The sequence below is a fragment of the Micromonospora sp. NPDC005324 genome, assembly GCF_040607155.1.
Lineage (GTDB): Bacteria > Actinomycetota > Actinomycetes > Mycobacteriales > Micromonosporaceae > Micromonospora > Micromonospora trifolii.
Genome location: NZ_JBEXGE010000017.1, coordinates 57,857 through 78,688, shown reverse-complemented (window position 1 = coordinate 78,688; position 20,832 = coordinate 57,857). Strand labels below are relative to the sequence as shown.

Genomic DNA, 20,832 nt, shown 5'->3' with positions numbered 1-20,832 from the left:
TGTCAGGGCCGGTCGGTAGCGTTGTCGGGTGCCTCCGCAGATCCCGCATCCCGATCCTGGCACCCCCGACGCCCGCGGTCCGATGCGCTACCTCTGGTGGCTGGCCCGCTGCCAACCCTGGCGGGTGCTGCGCGGCAGCCTGATCGGCACGGCGTGGATGATCGGGCTCTCGGTGCGGCCCTACCTGATCTACCGTGCCGTCGACGACGGGCTGCGCGCACACGACACCCAGGCCCTGGCGCTCTGGGTCGCGGCGATCGTCGTCGCGGGCGTGGGCCTGTCCTACCTGGGCATCATGCGGCACCGCACGATGACCTTCCTCCGGGAGGACGCCAAGGCCCGCTCGGCGGAGGTTCTGCTGCGCCACCTGTCCCGCATCGGCGCGGTGCTGCCCCGCCGGGTCGGGGCGGGCGAGGTGTCCACCATCGGCGGCTCCGACATCGACTGGACGGCGCAGGTGCTGACGCTGACCGGGCCGGGCGTGGGCGCGATCATCGCGTACGGGGTGATCGCCGTGGTGCTCTGGTCGATCTCCCCGATGCTCGCGCTCTGCGTGCTGGTGGGGGTGCCGATCGTCGGTCTGATCGTGGGGCCGCTGCTGCGCCGCCTGGAGCAGGTCGAATCGGTCTACCGCCGGCAACAGGGCGCGCTCACCGCCCGATCCGGTGACATCGTGGCCGGGCTGCGGGTGCTCGCCGGCGTGGGCGGCCGGGACCTGTTCGCCCGGCGGTACGCGGCCCGGTCCCAGGAGCTACGCGCCGAGGGCTACCGGGTCGGCGCGGTCAACAGCTGGATCGACGCGGCGACTGTCGCCATCCCCGGGTTGTTCCTGGCGGCGGTGGTGTGGCTGACGGCCCGGATGGCGGTGACCGGTGACGTCACGATCGGCGAGTTGGTCGCCGTCTACGGCTACGTGGCTACCCTGATCGTGCCGGTCTGGTTCCTGCTGGAGGGCAGTTACCAGCTCATCCGCGGTCGGGTCGCCGCCCGACGGATCACCGACCTGCTCAACGTGACACCGGACGACGTCGGTGGCCCGGGTCGCCGGTGGCCGGGCGCCGTGCCCGAGGCACGCCGGCCGGACGACCTGACCGCGCCGGACGGCCCGGCCGACCTGCACGACCCGGCGACCGGCCTGACCGTGCGCGCCGGCCAGCTGACCGCTGTGGCGGCAGACGACCCGACGGCGGCCGTGGCGTTGGCCGACCGGCTCGGCCGGTACGTCGCCAGCGACGTCACCTGGGGCGGCGTGCCGCTGCGGGAGGTCGCCCTGGACGAGGTCCGCGCGCGGATCCTCGTCGCCGACCACGACTCCTACCTCTTCGCCGGCACGTTGCGCGACATCCTGCGTGCCGGGGCCGACGGCGACGACGAACGGATCGGCGCGGCCCTGCGGACGGCCTCGGCGCAGGACGTCGTCGACGCCCTGCCCGCCGGGCTGGACACCCCGATCGACGCCCGAGCCCGGACGCTCTCCGGCGGTCAACGCCAACGGCTGCGTCTGGCCCGGGCGCTGAGCAGCGAACCGGAGGTGCTGATCCTCGTCGACCCGACGTCGGCAGTGGACGCGCACACCGAGGCGCGGGTCGCCGAGCGGCTGCGGGCCGCGCGGGCCGGGCGGACCACAGTGGTGATCGCCACGTCGCCGCTGCTGCTCGGCCGGGCCGACCTGGTCGCGCTCCTGAGCGCCGGCCAGATCACCGCCACCGGCAGCCACGCCGACCTGCTCGACGACGACCCGGCCTACCGGCACCTGGTGGCCCGCGGCAGCGAGGAGGCGTACCGGTGAGCCGGCTGCCGGTCGCCGACCGTGGCACCGTCCGCCGGGCCCTGCGGCACATGATCAGCCGGCACCGGCGTGCCGTTGGGATCGTGCTGGCGCTGCACGGCGGGGCCGCGGTCGCCGGGCTCGCCCCGCCGTGGCTGCTGGGCACCATCGTCGACCGGGTCACCGCGGGCGCGGGTGCGGCCACTGTGGACCGGCTGGCACTGGCCATCGCCGGCTGCGTCCTGGTCAGCGCTCTGCTCTCCCGGTACGCCCAGTACGCCGGCCACCGCTTCGGCGAACGGGCCGTCGCCGAGCTGCGCGAGGAGTTCGTCTCCCGGACTCTCGGGCTGCCCGTCTCGGTCGTCGAGCGCGCCGGCTCCGGGGACCTGGCCACCCGCAGTTCGGTCGACGTGTCGACGGTCGGCACCACCGTCCGCGACGTGGTGCCCACCATCGTCATCGCCACTGTGCAGTTGACGTTGCTGTTCGGGGCCATCTTCCTGTTGCACCCGCTGCTCGGGTTGGCCGCGCTGGCCGGGCTCCCGTCGATCGTGGCGGTGACCCGCTGGTACCTGCGCCGGGCCAGCTCCGCGTACCTCACCGAGGGCGCGGCGGCGGCCGAGCTGACCGAGACGCTGACCACCACCGCCGAGGGCGCGCGCACCGTGGAGGCGCTGCGGCTGGCCGACGACCGGATCCGGCACGGCACCACCCGCGTCACGTCGGTGTGGCGGGCCCGCCGGGCGACCCTCGCGCTGCGTACCGTGTTCTTCTCGGTGGTCGAGGCCAGCTATCCGCTGCCGGTGGCCATGGTCCTGCTCGTCGGGGGCTACCTGCTCTCCCGGGACATGGTGTCGCTCGGCGCGGTGGTCGCCGCCGCGCTCTACCTGCAACAGGCGATCGACCCGTTGGACCGGCTGTTGCAGTGGACCGAGCAGGCGCAACGCGGCTTCGCGTCGTACGCGCGGCTGCTCGGCGTCGGCATGGTCCCGCCGGAAGCACCCGGCACGGCCGCCTCGTCACGGGGCGAGCGGCTCGTCGTCAGTGGCGCCCGGTTCTCCTACTCCGACGGGCCGGACGTGCTGCACGGCATCGACCTGGAGGTGCAGCCCGGTGAGCGGCTGGCCGTCGTCGGCCCGTCCGGTGCCGGCAAGTCCACCCTGGCCCGGCTGCTGGCCGGGATCGACGCGCCGCGGCAGGGCGTCGTCAGCATCGGCGGCTGCCCGGTCACCGACCTCGACCCGGCCGAGCGACGCCGCCGGATCGCCCTGGTCACCCAGGAGCACCACGTCTTCATCGGCTCGGTACGCGACAACCTCTCCTTCGCCGCGCCCGACGCCTCCGACGACGAGATGCGCGCCGCGCTGCTCACAGTGGGCGCCGAGTGGTTCGCCGAGCTGCCCGACGGCCTGGACACCCAGCTCGGCGACGGGGCCCGTCAACTCGGTGCGGCCGGGGCCCAACAGCTCGCGCTGGCCCGGCTGGTGCTCGCCGACCCGCACACGCTGATCCTGGACGAGGCCACCGCCGCGCTCGATCCGTCCACCGCCCGCCGGACCGAACGCGCGCTGGCCGCCGTGCTGGTCGGGCGGACCGTCATCGCGATCGCGCACCGGCTCAACACCGCCCACGACGCCGACCGGGTCGCCGTGCTCGCCGACGGTCGGATCACCGAGATCGGCAGCCACGACGAGCTGGTCGCGGCCGGTGGCGCGTACGCAGCCCTGTGGCGCTCCTGGCACACCCGCGTCGACGAGCGGTAAGGCGTCCTACTTCACCGCTCCGGAGGTGAGGCCGGCCTGGATCTGACGCTGGAAGACCGCGTACACGATGATCATCGGGAGGATGGCGATGGTCAGCGCGGCGAACAACCCGGACCAGTCCGCCTCATAGCCGGCGTTGACCGAGATGTCGGCGATGCCCTGGGTGAGCACCCACTTGTCCTTGGCGTTGGAGAGCAGCACCAACGGGAGCTGGTACTGCGCCCACTGGCCGATGATGTTGAAGATCGCCACACTGATCAGGCCCGGCTTCGCCATCGGCATCATCACCTGGAAGAACAGCCGGGTGTGTGAGCAGCCGTCGATCATCCCCGCCTCGGCCACCGACGACGGCAGCGTCTTGAAGAAAGCGGCCAGGAAGAACACAGTGAACGGCAACGAGTACGCGGTGTAGACCAGCACCACGCCGGTGTGGGTGTCCAACAGACCCAGGTTCTTCACCACGAAGAAGAGCGGCACCAGGGCCAGGAAGACCGGGAAGGCCAACCCCGAGACGAAGAGGAAGTAGACCGCCCGGTTGCCCCAGAACTTGTAGCGGGCCAACACGTACGCGGCCATCGAGCCGAACAGCATGGTGAGGAACGTGCTGCACGACACCACTATGACGCTGTTCAGGAAGTACCGGCCGACGTTCGCCTTGGTCCAGGCCCGGGAGAAATTCTCCCAGCGCAGCTCCGCCGGGAGCGTCCAGGGGCTGCTGAAGATCTCGCTGGTGTTCTTGAACGCGGCGAGGAAGGTCCAGAGGATCGGCACGATCACGATCACCGCCCACACGGCGAGCGCGACGTGGCCCAGGTTGGCGAAGAGACGTACCTCCGAGCGAGGGCCCTTGCCGCCCCGCCCGGTAGCGGCGGACGGGTCACCGGTCTTCGGCGGTAGCGCCGCCGGCGGCGGCAGCGTCGACTGCGGATTCATCAGTACTCCACGCTTTCCCGCTTGGTGAGCCGCAGCGTCAGCGCCGCGAATGTGAGGGTGAGGAAGAACAGCGCCACGCCCATCGCCGAGGCGTAGCCGTACTTCGAGTAGACGAACGCGTTGCGATAGATCTCCATCGCCAGCACTGTGGTGGCGCCGTCCGGGCCGCCACCGTCCACCGACAGCACCGCCACGATGGCGAAGCAGTCGAATGCCGCGATGCCCAGGTAGACCCAGGCCACCTGGAGCGTGTCCCACAGCAGCGGCAGCGTGACCCGGAAGAACAGGGACACCTTCGTCGCCCCGTCCATCTCGGCGGCCTCGTAGATCTCACCGGGAATGGAGGCCATCCCGGCCGAGAAGAGCACCACGTAGAAGCCGACCGCCTGCCAGACCAGCACCGCGAGGATCGACCAGAGGGCCAGGTTCGGCTTGACCAGGAAGAGGATCGGCTCCAGGCCGAACTTCATCAGCACGCCGTTGATCAGGCCGGACTCGTTCGGCCGGTACACCATCTGAAACAACACCGCGATGATGGCCACCGCCAGGACCTGGGGGAAGAAGAACACCACACGGTAGAACTTCGCCCCCCAGACCCCCTGGCGTTGACCACCACTGCTCTTGCCGCCCACATTGAGCAGGAAGGCGAAGAACAGCGCGATGGCAATGGTGATCAGCGGCAGGGCAAGCAGCAGTACGCCGTGGTGCTGGACCGCTTTCCAGAAGGCCCCGTCGTCAAGCAGCCTCCGGTAGTTGTCGAAGCCCACCCACTGCGGGGCGGACAGCCCCCGCCAGTTGGTCATCGAGATCTGGAACGCCTGCGCGTACGGCCAGATCACGAATGTCACGTACAGCGCGACCGGGGCGAACAGGAACCCGATCACGAATGGATACTTGCCGTGCCGCATGACCTAGCTCCGATCGATCAGCGCTTGAACTTGGTGACGGAGCTGTCCTTCTTGATCGCGTCGGCGCGCTTCTGGATCCGCTCCACGAAGGCGTCCGCGTTGATCCGGCCGAACATCAGCTCGTTGGTGGCGGTACGCGCCTCCGTGTCGAGCTCCTTGTACCAGCCGTCGAAGTACAGGTTGAACACGTCCTGACCGGCCGCCTTGAGCGCGGCCTGGGAGCTGGCCACACCGGGCGGGAAGGCGAAGCCCTCCGAACCGGCGGTGACCACGGTCGGGGCCTTGACCACCTCGGTGAAGCCCTTTGCGCCTGCCTTCGACAGCATCTGACGCATGTACTCCAGCCCGCCCTTGGGGTTCTTGCTCTTTGCCGAGACAAAGTAGCCCTCACCGGCGGTGGCGCGCAGCGCCGTCGCCGGCAGCTTGTCCGAGGCGGACATGCTCGGCACCGGCATGAGCTGGTAGTCGAAGCCGGCCGGGGTGTCCTTCTTCTGCTCGCCCTCCAGCCAGTCACCACTGGGGTACATGGCCACCTTGTACTGGTTCTGCCGCAGCTGCACGTCGGTGTGCTTGAGCCCCTCGAAGCTCTTGTCGCTGAACTTCGCGCCGACCTCGGCCCACGCCGTGGCCGCCTGCTTGATCGCGTCCTGCTTCCAGGCGCCATCCTCCAGGTTGTCGATGTTCTTGAGAACGTCCGTCCCACCGATCTTGGCGGCGTGGGTGAGAATGACGTTCCACTGGTAGTAGGCCGCGTTCGCACCGGCGTAGCCGTACGGGGTGATGCCCTTGCCCTTGATGGCCGTGAGCAGGGTGATGAAGTCGTCCCAGTTCTTCGCCGGCGCCCAGCCGTTGTCCTTGAACAGCTTGCCCGAGTACCAGATGCCGAAGACGGTGGAGACGTAGTACAGAACGAACGGCTTGCCGTTGAACGAGCCCGCCTCGATGGTGCCGGGCACCACTGTGTCGCGGACCTTCTTGGCCGGGTCGTCGACCGACGGCGCGTCCCACAGCTCGGTGAGGTCCTGAAGCTGACCGTCGGCCACCAGCGCGCCGAAGTCCATCAGCTTCTCGCCCGAGTTGTTCACGAACTCCGGCGGGTTACCGGAGGCGAACCGCGGCTGGAGCACTGTCGAGACGGCCTGAGTGGCCTGGTGCTTGACCTCGGCCTTGGGGAACGCCGTCTTGTACAGCGGCTCGTGCACGTCGGTGGCGTACTTCTCGCCGTAGCCACCGTTGAAGATGACCACCTCGATCGCGGCGTCCTCCTTGACGCCCAGCGGGTTCTTCTCGCTCTTCGTGCCGCCGGCGACCTGCTCGTTGTCACCGTCGCTGCCGCTGGTGGCGCAGGCGCCGAGCAGGCCGATGGCCGGAGTGGCGAGCATGCCCACGGCGGCGGCGCGACGCAGCACCGTGCGACGGTCGAGTGCGGCCGGGTGTTCGGGGGTAATCGACATCGTCGTGTCTCCTTGTGGAATTCGGGTCAGGCGGTGCGCCGGAGGCGCCCGGCGTACCGCGACTCGAGGGCGAGGTTGTGCTCGTCCCCGCCGGGGACGTTGGCGGAGAGGTAGATAGGGGGTACCTCCCCGGCCTGGTGGAACCGTCGTACGACCTCCGCGGTCAGCAACTGCGCCAGCAGCGCCGTGGTGACCGAGGAGACCGCACAGACCGCGCCGCCGCCCTCGAGCGGCAGCAGTGCATCGCCGTACGGCGCGCCATTGTCCAGCACGACGTCGGCGAGGTCGGCGAGCCGGTGCCCGGACGGGTGCCGTGGGGCGACCCGCGCGGTGTGCTCGACCGAGGTGACCGCGATCAACGGGTGACCGCGCTCGGTGACCAGCGCCGCCAGCTCGACCACCGAGCCGTTGATGCCGGATTGGGACGCCACCACGAACACGTCGCGCGGCTGGGGCGCCGCGAGCGCGTAGATCTGGTGGGCGATGGAGGGATCACGTTCCAGCTTGGGGTCGGCGAGCACGTCACGCGGGGCGTCACCGTGCACCACCAGGTCCCGTACCGAGAGCCGGTTGGTGGGGACCAACCCGCCGGCCCGGGCGACCAGCTCGGCGGCGAACGCCTCCGAGTGACCGGCGCCGAACGCCTGGAGCACGCCGCCGTCGCGCAGGCTGTCGGCGATCAGGTCGGCGGCCCGGGTGATCCCGTCGGCCTCCGAGTCGATCAGCCGGTCGAGCACCGGGCGGACGGCGTCCGCGTACCCCTGGGCGCTGATCATGAGTGGGCTCCCTTCGCCGCCTTGTGCCCGTCGACGGCCTGCGCTGTCCGCCGGAAGGCCGCGTGCGCGCGGTCGTGCGTGCGTTGGGCGACGGCGATGTAGAGCAGGTCGAGCACCACCAGTTGGGGGTGCCGGGCGGAGAGCGCGTCCGGCCGAAAGGTGGTCGCCTGGCTGGCCGTGAGCAGCACGATGTCGGCCAGCTCCGCCAACGGCGAGCGGGGGAAGCCGGTGAGTGCGAGCGTGGTGGCGCCCCGGCTGCCCGCCTCGGCCAGCATCTCGATCGTCTCCCGGGTCTGCCCGGTGTGCGAGATGCCGAGCGCCACGTCCCCCGATCGCAGCAACGCGGCGCTGGCCAGCCCCTCGTGCACGTCGTTCCACGCCCACGCCGCCACACCGATGCGGTGCAGGCTGAACTGCATCTCCTCACCGACCAGGGCGCTGCCGCTGGCACCGAAGATGTTCACCCTGCTGGCGCCGGCGATCGCCACCGCGGCCCGCTCCACCTCGGTGAGGTCGAGCAGGGTGGCGGTGTCGTGCATGGCCCGGGTGTCGGCGGCCATGATCTGGTCGAGCACCCGGCCGAGCGGGTCGCTCGGCTGGATCTCGCGTCCGATGTCGATGGTCCAACCGGCCGAGCGCGCCCGGCCCGTCTCGGAGGCGATGCCCAGTCGCAGGTCGGCGTACCCCTCGAAGCCCATCGCCCGGCAGAAGCGGGTGATGGTCGCCGGTGAGGTGCCGCTGCGCTCGGCCAGCTCGACGATCGTCGAGCGGGCGGCGGCCTCCGGGTCGCTGAGCACGTGCTCGGCGACCCGGTGCAGGGCGCCGGTCAACTCGCCGAGCCCGTTGCGGACCCGGGCCAACACCCCGTCGGAGGCCGAGGTTCGCCGGTCGATCACGTCGGCGTCGACCACCGCGGTCCCCGCGGCGATGTCCACCTCGTGATCAACCATGAGCTGCCTCCGCTTTCCGAAAAGACTGTTAACTGTTAGTGGTAAAAGTTCTTACTGAACGACCCTCTGTGTCAAGACTGTGGGCGAGGTTTTCAAACTGTTACCTGACGCACGGCCCTCCACGCCCGCCACAACTTGCCCCGCACGACCCCGCCGACCAGCATGAACAAGCCAGATCGCCGTTCCGCGCAAGGAGACTCGAGCCGATGTCCGACACCGTCGTGGTGGGTCTCGATATCGGCGGTACGTCCACCCGGGCGACCGTCCTCACCCTCAGCGGGCGACGCGTCGGCACCGGCCGCGCCGGCGGCGGCAACCCCACCAGTCACGGCGCCGAGCGCGCCGCCGCCGAACTGCTGACCGCGCTCCGCGAGGCGCTCGCCGACGTCGACCCGACGCGGGCGGCCGCCGGCACCATCGGGCTCGCCGGAGCCGGCCGGCTGCTCGCCGACCCGGCCGGGCGGGCCGCCTTCGACCAGGCCTGGCACGACGCCGGCCTGCGCTGCCCGTACGAGGTGCACGGCGACGCCCTGGTCGCGTACGCCTCCGGCACCGCCGCCCCGGACGGAACCATCCTCATCGCCGGCACCGGCGCGATCACCGCCCAGGTCCACGAGCTGCGGCTCGACCGGATCGCCGACGGCCACGGCTGGCTCCTCGGCGACGCCGGCTCCGGCTTCTGGCTCGGTCGGGAAGCCGTGCGCCGACTGCTCGCCGACCTGGACGCCGGCCGTGGGCTTGGCGCGCTGACCACGGCCGTGCTCACCGACATTCTGGGCAGCGCCGACATCGCCGCCCGCCCCCGGGACACCGTCGACGCCACCATCCAGACGGTGACCCGTCGACCCCCCATCGACCTGGCCCGGCTCGCGCCGCTGGTCGTCGACGCCGCCACCCACGGCGACCCGGTCGCCACCGAGCTGATCAGCGACGCCGCCACGCACCTCACCGAGAGCGTGAGCCGCATCCGCCCCGCCGGGACGGTGACGCCGATCGTGCTCGGCGGCGGCCTGCTCACCGCGGACACCCCGCTCGCCGCCGCCGTCCGGGCCGAGATCACGCGACACTGGCCGGACGCGCCACTGCGCACCGCCGGAGACGGGGCCGCCGCCGCAGCCTGGCTCGCCGCCCGTGGCCTACCCGAGGTGACCGACCCGGGCGCCCTGCACGCCCGCCTCTTCCCCACCCCCTGACCCGCCACCCCGCACCCGCCGCGCCGCGACCACTCATGATCGTGCTCGAACCAGGATGTGGTGGCCCCTACGCCGCGAGGAGGGGACCACATCCAGGATCAAGCACGACCCAGGCGGCGGGAAGGCCATTCCGGGCCGCAGGAGGCGATGATCGATATCGGTCAGCGGTGGGTGGGCTCTACTTGAGCTGTCCTGCGGTGAGGCCCGCCTGCACCTGCCGCTGAAAGGCCACGTAGACCGCGAGCACCGGAAGCACCGCGATGCTCAACCCGGCGAAGAGCCGAGCGTAGTCGCCGGCGTACCCCTGGCTGACCGACAGCGCGAACAGCCCCTGCGCCAGCATCCACTTGGACTCGTCGCCCTGCAACAGCACCTGCGGTAGCAGGAACTGGTTCCAGTGGCTGAGGAAGTTGAAGATCGCTACGCTGATCATTGCCGGACGGGCCATCGGCAGCATCACCCGGAGGAACAGCCGGAAGTGACCGCAGCCGTCGACCAGCGCGGCCTCCGCCACCGAGGTCGGCAGAGTCCGGAAGAACGCGGTCAGGAAGAACACGGTGAACGGCAGCGAGTAGGCCGCGTACACGAGGATCAGCCCGAGCCAGGTGTTGAAGAGGCCGGCGTTGCGGACCACGAAGAAGAGCGGCACCAGGGCGAGGAACACCGGGAACATCAGCCCGCCGACGAACAGGTAGTAGACGACCTGGCGACCGCGGAACTCGTAGCGGGCGAAGACGTACGCGGCGGTGGCGCCCATCAGCATGGTGAGGCTCACCGAGCCGGTCACCACCACCAGGCTGTTGAGGAAGTACCTGCCGATGTGCGCGCCGGTCCAGGCCCGTGCCCAGTTGTCCAGGTGCAGTGCGCCGGGGAGCCCCCACGGGTCCGCGAGGATCTCTCCGTTGGTCTTGAACGAGCTGATGAACATCCACAGCAGTGGCAGCACGGTGAGCAGGCCCCAGAGCAGCAGGAAGCCGTGCGAGAGGGCGTTGGCCACGCCGAGTTCGCGGCGCAGCGGACGGTCCTGGCTGACAACCGAGGTGGCAGTGGGCTGATCCAGAGTGGTCACGAGTACTCGATCCGTTCGCGCCGGCCGATGCGCAGCGACAGCACCGCCACCGAGAGGGTCAGGAAGAACATCACCACGCCGATCGCCGAGGCGTAGCCGAACTTGGTCTCGCTGCCGAAGGCGGTGTCGTACATGCGGACGCCGATCACGTCGGTGGAGAAGTTCGGGCCGCCGTTCGTCATCAGCTGCACGAGGATGAACCCGTCCAGAGCGAAGATGGCCAGGTAGACCCAGGCGACCTGGACGGTGTCCCAGAGCAGCGGCAGGGTGACCCGGCGCAGTGTGGTGAACCGGGACGCGCCGTCGAGCAGCACCGCCTCGTAGATCTCCTTCGGCACTGCCGACATCGCCGCGCCGAACAGCACCACGTAGAAGCCGACGTTGCTCCAGACCATCACCGCCAGCACGCACCAGAAGGCGGTGGCCGGGTCGCCGAGCCAGGTCGGCGCGGGCAGGCCGACCGCGTGTGCGGCGCTGGTGAGCAGCCCCTGGTTGGGGTGGTACACCTCCTTCCACAGCAACGCGATGATCACCACGGAGAGCACCTGGGGGAAGAAGTAGACAGTGCGGTAGAGCGCGCCGCCGCGTACGCCGGTGACGCCGGCACTGCCCTTGCGCCCGCCCATGGCGAGCATGGTGGCGAAGAAGAGCCCGAGCACGATGGTCAGCACCGGCACGAGACCCAGCAGGATCGCGTTGTTCTTCAGCGCGTTCCACACGTAGTCGTCGTGCCAGAGGGTCTTGAAGTTGGCCAGTCCGACCGGGTTGGCGTCGGCCGAGTAGCCGAGCCAGTCGGTGGTGGAGATCTGGAACGCCTGGAGGTACGGCGAGACGACGAAGAACACGTACAGCAGCACCGGTGGCACCAGGAACGTGACGATCAGCGGCCACTTGCCATGTTTCACGAGAGGGACCTCTCCGTTGGGGTACGGCCGGTGGGGGCGGACCTCTCCCCCACCGGCCGGGCGGTCAGGCCGCTCGCTTGTACTTCTTGATCGAGCTGTCCTGGGCGATCGAGTCGGCGCCCTTCTGGCACTGTTCGAGGAACTCGGCGGGGCCGATCCGGCCGCTGAAGAACTCGCCGCAGGCGGCGTCGATGAGGTTGCGCTCCAACTTGCGGTAGAAGTTGTTGTAGACCCAGTTGAAGCCGTTGGCGCCGGACGCGTCGAGGGCCGTGACCACTGTGCTCAGCCCGTACGGCAGCTCGACTCCCTCGGTGGCTCCGGCGACCACAGTGAGGCTGGCGACCCTCTTCGTGAAGTCCTGGGCGCCCTTCTTGGAGAGCATGGTTCGGAAGTACTCCAGGCCGCCAGCGACGTTGCGGGCCTTGGCGGGCACCATGAACGGCTCCCCGGCGGTGCCCCGGATCGCCTCGAACGGCAGCTTGTCGCCGCTGCCCAGGCTCGGCGTCGGCGCGATGGTCATGTGGAACCCGGCCGGGGTGACGTCCTTCTGCTCGCTCTCCAGCCAGGAGCCACAGGAGATGAAGGCGGCCTTGCCCTGACACCAGGCGGTCTGCGACTGCTTGTGGTCCAGGCCCGGCGAGCCGTCCAGGATGTACTTGTCCTTGACGATCTGGTGCCAGGCGTCGGCCGCGGTCCGCATCGAGTCGGACTTCCAGGCGTTCGGCTCCAGGTTGTCGATGGCGGTCGCCACGGACGGGCCGCCGAGCTTGATGGCCGTGGAGATCAGCGGCCAGCTCATGTAGCGCGGGTGCAGGCCGGCGTACGTCCAGGGGGCGATGCCGGCGGCCTTGATCTGCTTGCAGAGCGCGATGTGATCGTCCCAGGTCTTCGCGTACGACCAGCCGCGGTCGGCGAAGAGCTTGGCGGAGTGCCAGATGCCGTAGGCGGTGTAGGTGTAGTTGAGCACCAGGAACTTGCCGTCGTAGGAGCCGACCTCGACAGCGCCGGGCAGCAGGGTGTCCTTGACCGTCTTGCCGGGGATGTCGAGGCTCGGGGCGGCGAGCAGGTCGTCGAGGCCGGCGAGGGCGTTCTGACTGACCAGGCCGTTGAAGTCGATCTGGCCGGAGCCGGAGTTGTTGACCACGTCCGGCGGGGTGCCGTCGACGAAGCGCGGCTGGAGGGTCTTGCTGATCTCCTGGGTGGAGGAGTGCTTGATCTTCGCCTTCGGGTACTTCTCGGTGTACATGGCCTCGTGGGCCTTGGCGTACTCCTCGCCGAAGCCGCCGCCGAAGATCACCACCTCGAGTGGGGCGTCCTCCTTCACGCCGAGCGGGTTCTGCGCGCTCTTGGTGCCCTGGTAGGTCTCGGCATCGGTCTTGTCACCGCCACCGCTGGTGGCGCAGCCGGACAGCAGGCCGGCGGCGGGGGTGGCCAGGAGGCCGGCGGCGGCGCTGCGCCGCAGGATGTCACGCCTGTTCATGGGTTCTCCTCGGGTCGGGTCGGGCGGATCGCCGGTCTGTGGGGGAGGCGTCCGCCGCGCGAGGGGCGGTAGTTCTCTTCAGTTCATGCTCTGTTGCTGAAGAATTTCTACGACAGCCGGGCTCGGACTTCAAGTCCTGACTGTCGAACCGTTATCGGCCACCACCCGCGGGGACCGACGCCGCCGGGCCGTCGCATCCCGACCATCCGGGGGTACGCCGACGAAGGCCGGCTCACCTCGCGGCGAGCCGGCCTGGTGTTTTCTGCGGCGTACGTCAGGTCTGGGTGGGAAACCCGAGGTTGACCCCACCGTGCCGCGGATCCAACCAGCGGCTGGTGACGACCTTGCCCCGGGTGAAGAAGCGCACCCCGTCCTCGCCGTGGGCGTGCAGGTCACCGAAGAGGGACGACTTCCAACCGCCGAACGAGTGGTACGCCATCGGCACCGGAATCGGCACGTTGATCCCGACCATTCCCACCTCCACCTCGTGCTGGTAACGGCGGGCCGCACCACCGTCGTTGGTGAAGATCGCCGTGCCGTTGCCGTACGGGCTGGCGTTGACCAGATCCACCGCCTCGTCGTACGAGCCGACCCGGACCACGCTCAGCACCGGCCCGAAGATCTCGTCGGTGTAGATCGACATGTCAGGGGTCACCCGGTCGAACAGCGTCGGGCCGAGCCAGAAACCGTCCGGGTCGCCGTCCGGCGTCACATCCCGCCCGTCCACCACCGGCACCGCGCCGACGGCGACACCCGCGTCCACGTAGGAGCGCACCTTCGCCGCGTGCGCGGCGGTCACCAGCGGGCCCATGTCGCAGCCCCGTCGGCCGTCGCCGGTGCGCAGACCGGTCACCCGCTGGGCGATCCGCTCGACCAGCGGGTCCGCCACCGGCTCCACCGCCACCAGCACGGAGATGGCCATGCACCGCTCCCCCGCCGAGCCGAACCCGGCGTTGACCGCCGCGTCGGCGGCCAGGTCAAGGTCGGCGTCCGGGAGCACCACCATGTGGTTCTTCGCCCCACCGAGCGCCTGCACCCGCTTGCCGGCGGCCGTTGCGCGTTGGTGGACGTACCGGGCGATCGGGGTGGAGCCGACGAACGACACGGCCCGCACCTCCGGGTGCTCCAGCAACGCGTCGACAGCCTCCTTGTCGCCGTTGACCACGTTGAGCACCCCGTCGGGCAGGCCCGCCTCGGCGAACCACTCGGCCAGCAGCAGCGCCGCGCTCGGATCCTTCTCGCTCGGCTTGAGCACCACCGCGTTGCCGCAGGCCACCGCCACCGGCACGAACCACAGCGGCACCATCACCGGGAAGTTGAACGGGGAGATCACCGCGACCACCCCGAGCGGCTGCCGGATGGTGTACGAGTCGACCTCGGTGGACACGTTCTCGCTGAACGCGCCGCGCAGCGCCGACGGCAGGCCGCACGCGTACTCGATGACCTCCAGACCGCGCTGCACCTCGCCGGCGGCGTCGGCGAGCACCTTGCCGTGCTCGGCCGTGATCACCTCGGCGAGCCGGTCCCGCCGGGTGTGCACCAACTCCCGGAAGGCGAACAGCACCGCGGACCGCCGCGCCAGCGACGCGTCCCGCCAGGCCCGCGCCGCGCGGGCGGCGGCCTGCACGGCGACGTCGACGTCCGCTGTCGAGGCCAGCTCGACCTCGGCGGTACGCCGACCGGTCGCCGGGTCGAACACGTCGCCGCGCCGCTCGGAGGTGCCGCCGACCCGCTTGCCGTCGATGAAGTGACCGATGCTCATGCCGCCACCCCCGCAGCCGAACGGATCGCGTCGACGAGGATCGCCAGGCCCTCCCGGGCCTCCTCCTCGGTCAGCGTCAACGGTGGACCCATCCGCAGCACGTTGCCGTAGAGCCCGCCCTTGCCGGTCAGCAGGCCACCGTCGCGGGCGGCTTCGAAGACCCGGTTGGTCAGCGCCGGGTCCGGCTCACTGCTGCCCGGCCGGACGAACTCGACGCCGAGCATCAGCCCCTTTCCGCGTACCTCGGCGACGCAGTCGAGCCCGCCCACGGCGGAGCGCAGGCCGTCGGCGAGGATCGCGCCGACGCGGGCCGCGTTCGCCTGGAGGTCGTGCGCGATCAGGTAGTCGAGCACCGCGTTGCCGGCCGCCGTGGAGATCGGGTTGCCGCCGAAGGTGGAGAAGCTGATGGCCGGCACCGACTCCAGCACCTCGGCCCGGCCGACCACCCCGGCGAGGGCGAACCCGTTGCCGATGCCCTTGGCGAAGGTGAGCAGGTCCGGGGTGACGCCGTGGGCCTGGTAACCCCAGAAGTGCTCCCCGGTACGCCCCCAACCGGTCTGCACCTCGTCGGCGATGAACAGGATCCCGTGCTCGTCGAGGACCTTCTTCCAGCCCGCGAAGAGCCCGTCCGGCGGGTGCACGAAACCGCCCACGCCCTGGATCGGCTCGGCGATCAGCGCGGCCACGTCGCCGGCGGTCTGGGTGGCCAACACCTCGCGCAGGTCCTCCATTGCCGCGTCGACCTGCTCCTCGGCGTTGAGCCGCGCCAGCAGACCGCGCACCCGGTCACCGGAGTGCAGCCAGGCGACCTGGAGCGGGTTGAGGCCGCTGGCCGACCAGTTGCGGTTGCCGGTGACGCCCATCGCCGCGTACGACCGGCCGTGGTAGCTGTTGCGCACGGCCAGGATCTGGTGCGAGCGGCGGTGGTTGGTGGCGACCAGCAGCGCCGCCTCGTTCGCCTCGGTGCCGGAGTTGGTGAAGAACACCCGCGCGTCTGGGATGCCGGAGCGCTGGGCGATCTTCTCGGCCAGCTCGACCTGTTGGCGGATCAGGTAGAGCGTCGAGGTGTGCGCGATGCCGGTGGCGAGCTGCCGCTCGACGGCCTCCCGGATCTCCGGGATGTCGTACCCGATCATGTTGGTCAGCACGCCGCCGAAGAAGTCCAGGTAGCTGCGGCCCTGCGCGTCGGTGACCCGCCGGCCCGAGCCGGAGACCAGCTCGATCGGCTCGGCGTAGTACAACGGCATCCAGGACGGGAGTACGGCCCGGTGCCGGGCCAGCAGGTCGTCGGTCATCGTGGCAACCCTTCAGCGGCGTTCGTGGATACCGCACGCTCCCACCGCCGGCCGACGCGAACAACTGTCAGCCTGTAGCGCATGGACCTCGCGACCTGACAGCACGTCAACGGTTTCCACGGCACGGGCTGGCCTTGACCCATGATTTCCGCAGTAATCATGGGAAAAACCCACTCGATCCGCAGTCTGGATCCTTGGTCTGTCGCCGTGTAACCAGCGTAGACAGCAACCACGACCACCGGCCCCGCCGCAGCGGGCCGGTAGCATCCGGCTGTGCACAAAGCGGACGCGGCGCCGTCGACCGGCACTGACGACGTGCGGATCACGGCGGAGATCCAGGCCTGGGTCTGCTCCACCCCGCTCCAGGGCCTGGTCACCCACTTCGGCGGCGCCTGGCCCGACAGCGACCTCACCGACGTACTCCGCTACCTCGACGACTTCTCCGCCCACCACTGGGACTTCCGGGGCGGCCGGGAGCGGCCCGACGCCCGGGAGCCCGACCTCGACCCGGCCACCGCGACACTGGTGCTCGACGCGGCCGCCGCGCTCGGGCTGATCCACCCGGTACCACCGGCCCGGTCGGCGTACGCCCATCTGGTGGTGCTCGGCGGCCTGGCGCACGCCTGCGTACGCCGCGTCGCCTACGCCGCGCACCTGCTCCGCGCCGGCCTACCGCTGAGCGGCGAGGTCGCCGTCCTGGGCAGCTTCCGGCCGCTGTCGGACTGGGAACGCCGCACGCTCGCCGACGCGGGCCTGCCGGCCGACGAGACCGAGGTGGACGTGCTGGACACGGCCGTCCGCCGGGTGTTCGAGGTGACCGCCCCGGCGGAGCAGGACGGCGTCGACGCCGGTCACCCGCACTACTCCTGGTCGTCGCGGACCTACCGACCGGACGGGCTGCCGCCGATCCGGGTGCTGGCCGCGCCGTCCAGCGAACCGGGCCAGCGGCGGGCCCACACCGCCGACACCCAGCGGTTCTGGGCCGGTCACGTCCGGCTCGCGCCGGACGACAAGGTCCTGATGGTCACCGCGCCGATCTACGTGCCGTTCCAGCACTGCGACGCGCTCCGCACGCTGGCCGTGCCGTACGGGTGCGCCATCGACACGGTCGGTGTGGACCCGACGCTCGCCGACCTGGCGGTGCTGCCCGAGCAGACCCTCACGCCGGGGCGCTACCTCCAGGAGATCCGCTCGGCGATCCGCTCGATGCGCGCCCTGCACAACCGGCTCCGCCCGCGCTGACGGCAGGCGCTGCCGGCTCAACGTGCGGTGTCGGCGACGGCCTGGGCGAAGACCTCGGAGCGGTGCTCGAAGTTGCGGAACCGGCCGTAGCTGGGCGCGGCCGGGGACAGCAGCACCACCCCGCCGGCCGGGGTCACCTCGCGGGACAGCCGGACCGCGTCCACCAGGTCGTCGACCAGTTCGGTACGCACCTTCGGCAGGCCGGCGAGCACCTCGACGATGCGGGTGCCGCTGTCCGGAATCCCGATCACTGTCAGCTCCCGCTCGGCCAGATGCTCGGCCAACGGCGTGTAGTCCAGACCCCGGTCGTTGCCCCCGACGATCACCGTCAACGGCCGCCCGTCGTACGCGTCGATGGCGTGCATGGCCGCGTACGGGCTGGTGGCCAGGGTGTCGTCGACGAACGTCAGCCCGGACGGGTCGGTGATCTCGGTGAGCCGGTGGGCCAGCCCCTGGAACTCGGCGACCGCGACGGCGAGGTGGTCCTTGCCGGCCACCACGTCCACGCCGAGCGCGTCGAGCACGGCGAGCGCGACGCAGAGGTTGCCCTCGTTGTGCCGGCCGACGAGTGGCAGCACGGCACGCGGGAAGAGCGGCTGGTCACCGAAGTGGAACCACTGTGTGCCGTCGGCGCCGGTGCCGACGTGGGTGGTGTCGGGGCGACCGGCCCGGACTGCCGGCAGCTCCCCCAGCTCGGCGGCGAGACGGGGGTCGCCGCCGTTGACCACGATCGTCTGCGGGTCGTGGGCGAGCAGGTTGAGCTTGTCCCGGTAGTACTCCCGTTCCCCACCGTGCGCGTCCAGGTGCTCGGGGAAGAGCGCGGTGACCACCGCCACCCGGGGCGAGTCGGTGAGGTCGCTGCACTGGTAGCTGGACAGCTCCAGCACGTACAGCTCCGCCTCCGGCAGGTCCAGGGTCGGGACACCGATGTTGCCGCCGAAGACGTTCGGCCGGCCCATCGCGGTGAGCAGGTGGCTGATCAGGCTGGAGGTCGTGCTCTTGCCCTTGCTGCCGGTGACCCCGACGGTGCGCGCGGCGTGGTCGGCCATCCAGAGCGCGGTGCCCTGGGTCACCGGGACCCCGCGTCGCCGCAGCTCGACGAGCCACGGGTGCGTCTGGGGCACCCCCGGGGAGCGGACCACCACGTCGGCTGCGGCGAGCCGCTCGAAGCCCGCCTCGCCGGTGACCAACGGCGCCGCCTCGGCCAGTGGGCCCTCCCAGGGCAGCGACAGGAAGTTCGCGCTGTCGTCCACGGCGACCAGCTCGGCCGGGCCGTGCGCGGCGATGGCGGTCACAGCGGCCCGGCCCTCCCGACCGGTGCCCCAGACGGCGACGGTACGTCCGCGCAGGTCAGACAGGCGCACGGGGCTCTCCTCGGGGCAGACGGCGGCGGCAGGGCGGGCCCGGTCCGGACACGGCCGGACGAACCAGGGCCTAGTATGGCGTGTGCCCAACGAGCAGCTCCGGCGGATGGACGCCTTCACCTTCCCGTCCTACTCGATCGACTTCGCCACCGGCGAGGTGTTGTTCGACTACGCCCTGACCGGCCCGGCCGGTGAGCAGCGGTTCACCGAGGTGATCACGCTTCCGCTGCCGGCTGCGCCGCCCTCCGACGAGACGGTGGCGACCCTCGGCCGGGTGCTGGAGGTGCTGCACCTCGTCGCCGGGGTCAGCTACTACAAGGCCGCCGCGCCGCCGCGACTCGTGCTGCCGGCGCCGCTGGGCGCGGCCACCATCGATTACGTCACGGCCGTCTACACCAGGGGCCTCGCGGAGTACGCGTACCGCAACCAACTGCCGCACGTGCTCGAGCTGCGCCCGGAGGTGCCGGCCGGTGTGGTGACGCCGGCCCGGGTGTACGACGACTCGGACCGTCGCCCGCTCTCGGCGGTCGGCGGCGGTAAGGACTCGATCGTCAGCCTGGAGGCGCTTCGCCGCGCCGAGCTGGACCCGGTGCCGTTCTCGGTCAACCCGAACCATGTGATCGTCGCCGTCAACGAGGCGTCCGGGCTGGTCCCGCTGGCCGCCCGGCGGCGCATCGACCCGGTGCTGTTCGACCTGAACGCGGCCGGCGCGCTGAACGGGCACATCCCCGTCACCGCCATCAACTCCCTGATCGCGGTGGCCACCGCCGTCCTGCACGGGCTGGGCCCGGTGGTGATGTCCAACGAGCGTTCGGCGTCCGACCCGAACCTGGCCTGGAACGGCCACGAGATCAACCACCAGTGGTCCAAGGGCGTCGAGGCGGAGGGGCTGCTGCGGGCGTCGCTGGCCGAGCACGCCGGCCTGACCGACCCGTACTTCTCCCTGCTGCGTTCGCTGTCCGAGCTGCACATCGCCCGGCTGTTCGCCGAGTTCACCCGGTACGACGACGTGGTGACCAGCTGCAACCAGGCGTTCAAGCTGCGCGACGCGAGTGAGCGCTGGTGCCGCGACTGCCCGAAGTGCCGCTTCGTCTTCCTGGCCATGGCGCCGTTCATGCCACGGGAGCGGGTGGTGGGCATCTTCGGGGGTGACCTGCTGGCCGACGAGTCGCAGATCCCCGGCTACCGCGAGCTGCTGGGCGTGGACGGGCACAAGCCGTTTGAGTGCGTGGGCGAGGTCGAGGAGTCGGTGGTGGCGCTCGGCCTGCTCGCCGAGCAGGACCAGTGGCGCGACGCCCCGGTGATCCAGGCCCTGGTCGACGCCGTCCCGGAGACTGCCTGGTCAGCGGTGGCCAACTCGGACGTCTTCACCCCCGGCGGCCCCAACCACATCCCCCCCACCTACGCCAAAGCCCTGAACGCCCTCACCTAACCCAGAAGCGGACCCACTGTCCCCGGTCGGCCCCGCCCCGGTCGGCCCCGCCCCCGGTCGGCGGGAGTGTGCCCCTGCTCCTTGGGAGTTGATGTCGTAAACGAATCAGGGCACGAATTGACCCGAGCCGAGCGACTCGTTCACAACATCAACTCGATAGCGTCCCGGCCACTATGCCCACCCCTACGCCAGGCAGACCCGACCCCGCGTCGATCATGGTGTTGTGGTGGGCGCAATAGACGCTTTCGCGACTTCTGCCCCCCACCACAACTCCTTGATCGACGGGGGTGGGGTGGGGGCGGAGCGGGATGGGGTTAGTCCCTGTCGCCTCTGGCGAGGTGGCCCGTTCCGGGCTGAAAATCGGTGTTGGTCGCCCGCTGACGTCGTGCTTCCTTGGTCCGTGTGAGGTCGTGGGTTAGTCGGACGCTGGTAGTCGCGTTATGGGCCCTTCACTGTTGCTGCGAGCACGCGAGTTAGATTCACCCGTTCTGTGGCTGCCGCGGGCGACCGTCCTTGCTGTTTGTGCTGCTAGGAGGGT

At 70.5% G+C, this 20,832-nt stretch carries 16 protein-coding genes; 5 read left to right on the top strand and 11 right to left on the bottom strand.

What is annotated here, in order from left to right; genetic code table 11:
* Nucleotides 1-82 precede the first annotated feature (82 nt).
* Nucleotides 83-1,789: an ABC transporter ATP-binding protein gene (locus ABZS40_RS19040; protein WP_354944584.1), complete on the top strand. Its 1,707-nt coding sequence runs from the start codon at nucleotides 83-85 to the stop codon at nucleotides 1,787-1,789.
* 50 nt (nucleotides 1,790-1,839) lie between these two features.
* Complete coding sequence (locus ABZS40_RS19035) at nucleotides 1,840-3,531, top strand: ABC transporter ATP-binding protein (protein WP_354944583.1); 1,692 nt, start codon at nucleotides 1,840-1,842, stop codon at nucleotides 3,529-3,531.
* 6 nt (nucleotides 3,532-3,537) lie between these two features.
* On the opposite strand, the gene ABZS40_RS19030 is transcribed toward ABZS40_RS19035, so the two are convergent.
* Genes ABZS40_RS19030 through ABZS40_RS19010 form a run of 5 tightly spaced genes read right to left on the bottom strand, consistent with a single transcriptional unit; the run spans nucleotide 3,538 to nucleotide 8,552 of the window.
* Nucleotides 3,538-4,464 (bottom strand): carbohydrate ABC transporter permease, encoded by a 927-nt coding sequence (locus ABZS40_RS19030; RefSeq protein ID WP_354944522.1) that lies wholly within the window; start codon nucleotides 4,462-4,464, stop codon nucleotides 3,538-3,540.
* Nucleotides 4,464-5,372 (bottom strand): sugar ABC transporter permease, encoded by a 909-nt coding sequence (locus ABZS40_RS19025; RefSeq protein ID WP_354944521.1) that lies wholly within the window; start codon nucleotides 5,370-5,372, stop codon nucleotides 4,464-4,466. Before ABZS40_RS19025 ends, ABZS40_RS19030 begins: the two co-directional genes overlap by 1 nt.
* A 17-nt stretch (nucleotides 5,373-5,389) precedes the next feature.
* Nucleotides 5,390-6,826: an N-acetylglucosamine/diacetylchitobiose ABC transporter substrate-binding protein gene (gene ngcE, locus ABZS40_RS19020; protein ID WP_354944520.1), complete on the bottom strand. Its 1,437-nt coding sequence runs from the start codon at nucleotides 6,824-6,826 to the stop codon at nucleotides 5,390-5,392.
* A gap of 26 nt (nucleotides 6,827-6,852) precedes the next feature.
* Nucleotides 6,853-7,602: an SIS domain-containing protein gene (locus ABZS40_RS19015; RefSeq protein WP_354944519.1), complete on the bottom strand. Its 750-nt coding sequence runs from the start codon at nucleotides 7,600-7,602 to the stop codon at nucleotides 6,853-6,855.
* Complete coding sequence (locus tag ABZS40_RS19010) at nucleotides 7,599-8,552, bottom strand: MurR/RpiR family transcriptional regulator (protein WP_354944518.1); 954 nt, start codon at nucleotides 8,550-8,552, stop codon at nucleotides 7,599-7,601. The genes ABZS40_RS19015 and ABZS40_RS19010 overlap by 4 nt, the downstream gene beginning before the upstream one ends.
* 206 nt (nucleotides 8,553-8,758) lie before the next feature.
* Here ABZS40_RS19010 and ABZS40_RS19005 point away from each other — a divergent pair, with 206 nt between their 5' ends.
* Nucleotides 8,759-9,745 carry a BadF/BadG/BcrA/BcrD ATPase family protein gene (locus ABZS40_RS19005; RefSeq protein WP_354944517.1) on the top strand — a complete coding sequence of 329 codons (987 nt, stop codon included), beginning with the start codon at nucleotides 8,759-8,761 and terminating at the stop codon, nucleotides 9,743-9,745.
* A gap of 178 nt (nucleotides 9,746-9,923) precedes the next feature.
* Here ABZS40_RS19005 and ABZS40_RS19000 read toward each other — a convergent pair whose 3' ends face one another.
* From ABZS40_RS19000 to ABZS40_RS18980, 5 genes are all read right to left on the bottom strand, one after another.
* Nucleotides 9,924-10,814 (bottom strand): carbohydrate ABC transporter permease, encoded by an 891-nt coding sequence (locus ABZS40_RS19000; RefSeq protein WP_354944516.1) that lies wholly within the window; start codon nucleotides 10,812-10,814, stop codon nucleotides 9,924-9,926.
* Nucleotides 10,811-11,719: a sugar ABC transporter permease gene (locus ABZS40_RS18995; protein ID WP_354944515.1), complete on the bottom strand. Its 909-nt coding sequence runs from the start codon at nucleotides 11,717-11,719 to the stop codon at nucleotides 10,811-10,813. The genes ABZS40_RS19000 and ABZS40_RS18995 overlap by 4 nt, the downstream gene beginning before the upstream one ends.
* Before the next feature lie 64 nt (nucleotides 11,720-11,783).
* On the bottom strand, nucleotides 11,784-13,199 hold the full coding sequence (gene ngcE, locus ABZS40_RS18990; RefSeq protein WP_354944514.1) for an N-acetylglucosamine/diacetylchitobiose ABC transporter substrate-binding protein: 1,416 nt from the start codon (nucleotides 13,197-13,199) through the stop codon (nucleotides 11,784-11,786).
* Nucleotides 13,200-13,473: 274 nt separating this feature from the next.
* Complete coding sequence (locus ABZS40_RS18985; RefSeq protein ID WP_354944513.1) at nucleotides 13,474-14,961, bottom strand: CoA-acylating methylmalonate-semialdehyde dehydrogenase; 1,488 nt, start codon at nucleotides 14,959-14,961, stop codon at nucleotides 13,474-13,476.
* A complete protein-coding gene (locus ABZS40_RS18980; protein WP_354944512.1) occupies nucleotides 14,958-16,256 on the bottom strand; it encodes an aspartate aminotransferase family protein in 1,299 nt (432 codons plus the stop codon). Before ABZS40_RS18980 ends, ABZS40_RS18985 begins: the two co-directional genes overlap by 4 nt.
* A gap of 273 nt (nucleotides 16,257-16,529) precedes the next feature.
* On the opposite strand from ABZS40_RS18980, the gene ABZS40_RS18975 reads away from it, so the two are divergent.
* Entirely contained in the window at nucleotides 16,530-17,498 is a 969-nt protein-coding gene (locus ABZS40_RS18975) for a hypothetical protein (RefSeq protein ID WP_354944511.1), read from the top strand.
* Nucleotides 17,499-17,515: 17 nt separating this feature from the next.
* Here ABZS40_RS18975 and murD read toward each other — a convergent pair whose 3' ends face one another.
* Nucleotides 17,516-18,862, bottom strand: a complete 1,347-nt coding sequence (gene murD, locus ABZS40_RS18970) for a UDP-N-acetylmuramoyl-L-alanine--D-glutamate ligase (protein ID WP_354944510.1) — start codon at nucleotides 18,860-18,862, stop codon at nucleotides 17,516-17,518.
* Nucleotides 18,863-18,944: 82 nt separating this feature from the next.
* Between murD and ABZS40_RS18965 the strand changes: the two genes are divergently transcribed.
* Entirely contained in the window at nucleotides 18,945-20,294 is a 1,350-nt protein-coding gene (locus ABZS40_RS18965) for a hypothetical protein (RefSeq protein WP_354944509.1), read from the top strand.
* Nucleotides 20,295-20,832 lie beyond the last annotated feature (538 nt).

Bases quoted from the DNA above. Each gene is read 5' to 3' on its own strand.
- ABZS40_RS19015 (WP_354944519.1), bottom strand. From the start codon at position 7,602: ATGATCAGCGCCCAGGGGTACGCGGACGCCGTCCGCCCGGTGCTCGAC.
- ABZS40_RS19035 (WP_354944583.1), top strand. From the start codon at position 1,840: ATGATCAGCCGGCACCGGCGTGCCGTTGGGATCGTGCTGGCGCTGCAC.
- ABZS40_RS19025 (WP_354944521.1), bottom strand. From the start codon at position 5,372: ATGCGGCACGGCAAGTATCCATTCGTGATCGGGTTCCTGTTCGCCCCG.
- ngcE (WP_354944514.1), bottom strand. From the start codon at position 13,199: ATGAACAGGCGTGACATCCTGCGGCGCAGCGCCGCCGCCGGCCTCCTG.
- ABZS40_RS18980 (WP_354944512.1), bottom strand. From the start codon at position 16,256: ATGACCGACGACCTGCTGGCCCGGCACCGGGCCGTACTCCCGTCCTGG.
- ABZS40_RS18985 (WP_354944513.1), bottom strand. From the start codon at position 14,961: ATGAGCATCGGTCACTTCATCGACGGCAAGCGGGTCGGCGGCACCTCC.
- ngcE (WP_354944520.1), bottom strand. From the start codon at position 6,826: ATGTCGATTACCCCCGAACACCCGGCCGCACTCGACCGTCGCACGGTG.
- ABZS40_RS19005 (WP_354944517.1), top strand. From the start codon at position 8,759: ATGTCCGACACCGTCGTGGTGGGTCTCGATATCGGCGGTACGTCCACC.
- ABZS40_RS19010 (WP_354944518.1), bottom strand. From the start codon at position 8,552: ATGGTTGATCACGAGGTGGACATCGCCGCGGGGACCGCGGTGGTCGAC.
- ABZS40_RS19030 (WP_354944522.1), bottom strand. From the start codon at position 4,464: ATGAATCCGCAGTCGACGCTGCCGCCGCCGGCGGCGCTACCGCCGAAG.
- ABZS40_RS19040 (WP_354944584.1), top strand. From the start codon at position 83: ATGCGCTACCTCTGGTGGCTGGCCCGCTGCCAACCCTGGCGGGTGCTG.